The sequence below is a fragment of the Aeromonas sp. R3-1 genome, assembly GCF_040908345.1.
Lineage (GTDB): Bacteria > Pseudomonadota > Gammaproteobacteria > Enterobacterales > Aeromonadaceae > Aeromonas > Aeromonas veronii.
The window spans coordinates 1-6,265 of record NZ_JBFODN010000054.1 but is presented as its reverse complement, the minus strand read 5'-3'; the positions used below and the strand labels follow the sequence as shown (position 1 = coordinate 6,265).

Below are 6,265 nucleotides of genomic sequence, written 5' to 3'. Positions count from 1 at the left end.
CATCAACCAGTTGCCGCTTTGGGCGGCGAGGGTTGCGAGCTCGCGCCAGGGGCCTTGATCCCCGTCCATACTGAACACCCCTTCCGAGACAATCAGTCCGCGATTTGGCTCAAGCTGCCGTTCAAGGGCCACCATATCGTTGTGGGCAAAACGCTTCATCTTGCAGGGGAGCTGGCTGCCCATCTCCTGCAAAGAGGCGTGGTTGAGTTTGTCCTGCCACAGCAGATGCTCTTTGCCAAGCAGGGCTTTGAGCACCGCCTGATTGGCGGAAAAACCGCAGTTGAACAGCAGTACCGCCTGCACCCCGAGCCACTCGGCCAGGGTCTCCTCCAGCTCTTGGTGGGCACGACTGTAACCGGTCACCAGTGGCGAGGCGCCGGAGCCCGCACCATAGCGCTCAATCCCCGCGTTGAAGGCGGCCTTGATGGCGCCGTGATCCGCCAGTCCCAGATAGTCGTTGGCGGAAAAGTTGAGGTAGTCGCGCCCCGCAACCTTGAGCCGCCCGCCACTCGCCCCGTCGGTCGCGATGCGGTTGCGCAGCAGGCCAGCCTGTTCGCGCCCGGCCAGCGCCGCGCTCAACCCAAAGGGGCCCGTTACTGCTGGGCCAGTCATGACCGCGCAGCCCCGGCACGGGGGCGGGTGGCGTCATAAAACATCTCGGCAGGTTCGTTCTGGCGGCTCACCTCGGCCAGCAGTTCCTCTTCTTGAACCTGATCAGGCTTCTGGGCCCGCTGGGCGGGACGAATACCGAGTCGCTTGAAGAGCTGCATGTCGCTGTTCTCGTCCGGGTTGGGAGTGGTCAGCAGTTTGCAGCCGTAGAAGATGGAGTTGGCCCCGGCCATAAAGCACATCGCCTGCATCTGCTCATTCATCTTCTCCCGCCCGGCTGAGAGACGTACATGGGAGGTGGGCATCATTATGCGCGCTACCGCGATGGTGCGGATAAATTCGAACGGATCGAGGTTCTCCTGATCCTCCAGCGGCGTCCCCTTCACCTTGACCAGCATGTTGATGGGCACACTCTCCGGGTGCCGCGGCAGATTGGCGAGCGCCATCAAGAGGCCCGCCCGATCTTTCGCCTGCTCGCCCATGCCGACGATACCACCGGAGCAGACCTTCATGCCGGCGCTGCGCACATGCTCCAGCGTATCGAGCCGATCCTGATAGGTGCGGGTGGAGATGATCTCGCCGTAAAACTCCGGCGAGGTGTCGAGGTTGTGGTTGTAGTAATCGAGCCCCGCGGCCCCCAGACGCGCCGCCTGATCGGCGGTGAGCATCCCTAGCGTCATGCAGGTCTCCATCCCCAGCCCGCGCACCTCCTCGATCATCCGGATGATGTAGGGCATGTCCTTCTCTTTGGGATTGCGCCAGGCGGCCCCCATGCAAAAGCGTGACGAGCCATTGGCCTTCGCTTCGCGGGCCCGCTCCAGCACCTTTTCCACCTCCATCAGCCGCTCGGCCTCAAGACCGGTGTGGTAACGGGCGCTCTGGGGGCAGTATTTGCAATCTTCCGGGCAGGCGCCGGTCTTGATGGAGAGCAAAGTACTCACCTGCACTTCATTCGGGTCAAAGTGGGCGCGGTGGACGGTCTGGGCCTGAAACAGCAGATCATTGAACGGCAGGGCAAACAGGGCCTGAACCTCGGCGAGGGTCCAGTCATGACGAAGGGCGTGATCGCCCGCGGTGAGAGCATTCATACATGGCTTCCGGTTGTTATTAGTGGGATCCTGCGCCCGCCATCTTGGGATGGACGGCCACAGAACCCGCCGCCGGGCCCGCGCGCTCAAGGTGATGCGCAGTGCCAAGTGGCTGAAATTGTTGGCTAGTGTAGAGAGCACGCGTAGACTGTCAACACCGACCAGATCAAACTAATTGACAACAGAACAACAAATGACCAATCAAGAATTCGACCTGCACCACATCTGGCACCCCTATACCTCACTCACTCACCCCCTGCCCTGCTATGAAGTGGCCAGCGCCAAAGGGGTGAAGATCACTCTCAGCGATGGCCGCGAACTGGTGGATGGCATGAGCTCTTGGTGGGCTTGCGTGCACGGCTATCAGGTGCCGGAGTTGGACGCCGCCGCCACCGCCCAGCTCGGCAAGATGTCCCACGTGATGTTTGGCGGCCTCACCCACGCCCCGGCGGTCGAGCTCTGCCGCAAACTGGTGGAGATCACTCCGAAGGAGCTCGATCGGGTCTTCCTGGCCGATTCCGGCTCGGTGGCAGTGGAAGTGGCGCTCAAGATGGCGCAGCAGTACTGGCACGCCAAGGGGACGCCCAGAGCCAAATTTGTCGCCCTGCGCAGCGGCTATCACGGCGACACCTTTGGCGCCATGAGCGTCTGCGATCCCGATGGCGGCATGCATGAGCTCTACAAGGGATTCCTGCCGGAACACTATTTTGTCGACGCGCCGAGCTGTCGCTTCCACGCCGAGTGGGACGAGCAGTGCGTGGTGGAGCTGGCGACGCTCATGGCGGATCATCACGAAGAGATCGCCGCCATCGTGCTTGAGCCCATAGTGCAAGGGGCTGGCGGCATGCGCTTCTATCACCCCCGCTACCTGCAGTGGGTGCGCGCCCTGTGTGACGAGTTCGGTGTGCTGCTGATTGCTGACGAGATCGCCACCGGCTTTGGCCGTACCGGTCAGCTGTTTGCATGCGACTGGGCGGGGATCAGCCCCGACATCATGTGTCTGGGCAAGGCGCTTACCGGCGGCTACCTCACCCTCTCGGCGACCCTGACCACCGAACATGTCGCCCGTACCATCTGTGACGGCAAGGCGGGCGTCTTTATGCACGGCCCCACCTTTATGGGCAACCCGCTCGCCTGCGCGGTGGCCAACGCCTCCATCGATCTGCTGCTGGCCTCACCTTGGCAGGAGCGGGTGCGCGCCATCGAGCATCAGCTGCGTACCGAGCTGGTGGAGCTGACCCTGCACCCGGCGGTCGCGGATGTGCGGGTGCTCGGTGCCATCGGGGTGGTGGAGATGAAGGAGCGGGTGGACGTGGCGCGCATCCAGCGCAAATTTGTCGAACTGGGCGCCTGGATCCGCCCCTTTGGCAAGCTGGTCTACCTGATGCCCCCCTTCGTTATCACCCCTGAAGAGTTGCGGGTATTGACCGGCGCTATCCGTCAGGCCATCACCGAAGGCGAGTTTTAATGCATGCAGCGGGCGGCCATCGCAGCCGCCCGTTTGACTACCGGCATTTGATATATAAAGAGGACAACTTTATCCACTTCAGTGCAGTTTCACTTGCCGTAATGTGAGCAAAACACCAGACCTGAGGCCCCAAGAGGGGTAAACTGCTGCGGTTTTACCATCAAGAAAGACTGCTCATGCGCCTCTCCATTGCTGCCAAAATCAACTTTTTCCTGCTCTTCATCTTCTCCATGGTACTGGTCTTCTCCGCAGCCTATCAGGCGGTGCGCGAGCGCGATCTCATCCTGACCCTCATCAAGGAGCAGAGCCGCGAGCAGACCGAAGCCTACTTTGATGGCCTCAACATGCTGATGCTGACCGGCAAGATGGATGCCCGCGATACTCTGCGCGGCAAGTTTCTCGACCACGCCCATGTGGAGGATGCACGCATCGTTCGTGGCGACGCGGTGAGCAAACAGTTCGGGCCGGGACGGGAGACAGAACAGGTAAAGGATGAGTTTGATGAGCTGGCTCTGGCGGGCAAAGGGAGTCTGGAGGTGGTGCACAACGGCATGCACAGCCGTCTGGTGGTCACCCGACCGCTGCTGGCCAAGAAGGATTTTCGCGGCACCGACTGCACCAGCTGTCATCTGGTGCCGGAGAACACTGTGTTAGGGGCGGTGCGCTTTGACTACTCCCTCGATTCGCTGTTTACCCGGGTCGAGCAGAATATCCTCACCTCGGCGCTCATTCTCACCGGCATCTTCGGGATGGGACTGCTGCTGACCCTCTGGGTCATCCGCACCTGGATCGTGCGCCCCCTCAACCAGTTGACCCGCTCCATGGAAGAGGCCACCGACTTGCACGACTTCGGCCACCGGCTGGAGGGGGATGACGGCGACGAGATTGGCCGGGTGGCGGTGGCCTACAACCAGATGCTCGACAGTGTGGAGCGCCAGCTCGGCAAACGCACCAAGGCCAGCAGGCAGGAGCCGGATCAGCCCCGCTAAGACGAACGCTTAACCGACGTAGTAGAAAAGCAGACTGGCGATCAACACCAGTAGCAGGATGGCCAGATTGACATGCCGGGAGTCATCCTGACGGCGGCTGCGCTTGCGCTCCAGCAGCAACACCGCCAGCGTCAGGGCGCAGCAGCTCCAGAGCCCGTAGACCAGCCAGGGGGTAAGGGCCGGGTCCCAATAATCGCGCACCTCGATCCCGCCATAGACCAGAAAACCGTAGGCAATTTCGGGGCGGGCATAGTGGTAAAGGGAGAGCAGCACGATAAAGCCGCCCCAGCAGAGCATCACCAGCCCCTGCAACACCCGTGTCAGCCAATCTGGCCCATGCCGCCGATCTTTCACCCACCTCTCCTGCGCCCGTGACACTCTTGTTGAGTGAACCATGCCGAAAACCCCACCAGAGTCCGACATTTTTGCTTGTTTATCAAACCCGCGCGGGTAAGATTGACGGCTTAGTCTGCCATGGTGGGCCATCTGTGCCCGGGCCAGACTCCCTAGTGTTGCAAATAGCGCTGCAAGAACAAGCTGGAGACAATATTTCGATGACGCACGCATCCGTAGTAGATGTGCTGGCCGGTAAGTATCCGGTCGGCACCACCCAAACTGTCAAAGGGTGGATCCGGACTCGCCGTGATTCCAAGGCGGGGATCTCATTTTTGGCCATTTCCGATGGCTCCTGTTTCCATCCGGTACAGGCAGTTGTCCCCAATACCCTGGCCAATTACGAGAATGAAGTGCTGCGTCTGACCACTGCCTGCTCCGTGGAAGTGACCGGCGTGGTTGCCGCCTCTCAGGGCAGCGGCCAGGCTTTCGAACTGCAGGCGACCGAGGTGAAGGTAGTCGGTTGGGTCGAAGATCCGGACACCTACCCGATGGCTGCCAAGCGCCACAGCATCGAATACCTGCGTGAACAGGCCCACCTGCGCCCGCGCACCAACATCGTTGGCGCCGTGACCCGCGTTCGTCACTGCCTGGCGCAAGCCATCCACCGCTTCTTCCACGAAGAGGGTTTCCTCTGGGTTGCGACCCCGCTCATCACCGCCTCTGACACCGAAGGTGCCGGCGAGATGTTCCGCGTCTCCACTCTGGACATGGAAAACCTGCCGCGCACCGACGCCGGCAAGGTGGACTACAACGAAGATTTCTTCGGCAAAGAGGCTTTCCTGACCGTATCCGGCCAGCTGAACGCCGAAACCTATGCCTGCGCCCTCTCCAAGGTCTACACCTTCGGCCCGACCTTCCGCGCTGAAAACTCCAACACCAGCCGCCACCTGGCCGAGTTCTGGATGGTTGAGCCGGAAGTGGCCTTCAACGATCTGGAAGATAACGCCGCACTGGCCGAAGCCATGCTGAAGTATGTCTTCAACGCCGTACTGACCGAGCGTCGCGACGATCTGGAGTTCTTCGCCCAGCACGTGGACAAGGATGCCATCGGCCGTCTGGAGCGTTTCGTCTCCTCCGACTTCGCCCAGATCGACTACACCGACGCCATCGAAGTGCTGCAAAACTGCGGCAAGAAGTTCGAGTTCCCGGTCTCCTGGGGTATCGATCTCTCCTCCGAGCACGAGCGCTATCTGGCCGAGGAGCACTTCAAGTCTCCGGTGGTGGTGAAGAACTACCCGAAAGATATCAAGGCCTTCTACATGCGCCTCAACGACGACGGCAAGACCGTTGCCGCGATGGACGTACTGGCACCGGGCATCGGCGAGATCATCGGTGGTTCCCAGCGTGAAGAGCGTCTGGACGTGCTGGATGCACGTCTGGCCGAGATGGGCCTGAACAAGGAAGATTACTGGTGGTATCGCGACCTGCGTCGCTTCGGTACCGTGCCGCACTCCGGCTTCGGTCTGGGCTTCGAGCGTCTGGTTGTATACGTGACCGGCATGGGCAACGTCCGCGACGTGATCCCGTTCCCGCGTACTCCGCGTACCGCCGAGTTCTGATCAGCGGCATCTTGCCACTGCATTGCACAAGCCGACCTGTGGGTCGGCTTTTTTATTGTCACTGTCCCGTCCTGAATATGGTTTACACCTTTCCCCCCAATAAATGGAGAGCCCGATGGGACAAGGTGTGAAACGGACACAGCGCGATTACTCGCT

General features: G+C 61.0%; 6 protein-coding genes. 3 read left to right on the top strand and 3 right to left on the bottom strand.

Going from position 1 to position 6,265, the window contains the following annotated elements:
* Positions 1 to 612, bottom strand: a 612-nt coding sequence (locus tag AB5Y85_RS03065; RefSeq protein ID WP_368221181.1) for an aminotransferase class I/II-fold pyridoxal phosphate-dependent enzyme, incomplete at its 3' end; no start/stop codon positions are given.
* A complete protein-coding gene (gene bioB, locus AB5Y85_RS03060; RefSeq protein WP_257688127.1) occupies positions 609 to 1,697 on the bottom strand; it encodes a biotin synthase BioB in 1,089 nt (362 codons plus the stop codon). The genes AB5Y85_RS03065 and bioB, both read right to left, overlap by 4 nt.
* A gap of 193 nt (positions 1,698 to 1,890) precedes the next feature.
* Here bioB and bioA point away from each other — a divergent pair, with 193 nt between their 5' ends.
* Together bioA and AB5Y85_RS03050 are read left to right on the top strand one after the other, a co-directional pair.
* Complete coding sequence (gene bioA, locus AB5Y85_RS03055) at positions 1,891 to 3,165, top strand: adenosylmethionine--8-amino-7-oxononanoate transaminase (RefSeq protein WP_257688126.1); 1,275 nt, start codon at positions 1,891 to 1,893, stop codon at positions 3,163 to 3,165.
* Between the two features lie 176 nt (positions 3,166 to 3,341).
* Complete coding sequence (locus AB5Y85_RS03050) at positions 3,342 to 4,154, top strand: HAMP domain-containing protein (RefSeq protein ID WP_005350472.1); 813 nt, start codon at positions 3,342 to 3,344, stop codon at positions 4,152 to 4,154.
* 9 nt (positions 4,155 to 4,163) lie between these two features.
* On the opposite strand, the gene AB5Y85_RS03045 is transcribed toward AB5Y85_RS03050, so the two are convergent.
* Entirely contained in the window at positions 4,164 to 4,508 is a 345-nt protein-coding gene (locus AB5Y85_RS03045; RefSeq protein ID WP_005359354.1) for a hypothetical protein, read from the bottom strand.
* A gap of 200 nt (positions 4,509 to 4,708) precedes the next feature.
* Here AB5Y85_RS03045 and asnS point away from each other — a divergent pair, with 200 nt between their 5' ends.
* Positions 4,709 to 6,109 (top strand): asparagine--tRNA ligase, encoded by a 1,401-nt coding sequence (gene asnS, locus AB5Y85_RS03040; protein WP_005337914.1) that lies wholly within the window; start codon positions 4,709 to 4,711, stop codon positions 6,107 to 6,109.
* The last annotated feature ends 156 nt before the right edge of the window (positions 6,110 to 6,265 follow it).

Coding starts and splice junctions, on each gene's coding strand:
- AB5Y85_RS03050 (WP_005350472.1), top strand. CDS start 3,342: ATGCGCCTCTCCATTGCTGCCAAAATCAACTTTTTCCTGCTCTTCATC.
- bioB (WP_257688127.1), bottom strand. CDS start 1,697: ATGAATGCTCTCACCGCGGGCGATCACGCCCTTCGTCATGACTGGACC.
- asnS (WP_005337914.1), top strand. CDS start 4,709: ATGACGCACGCATCCGTAGTAGATGTGCTGGCCGGTAAGTATCCGGTC.
- bioA (WP_257688126.1), top strand. CDS start 1,891: ATGACCAATCAAGAATTCGACCTGCACCACATCTGGCACCCCTATACC.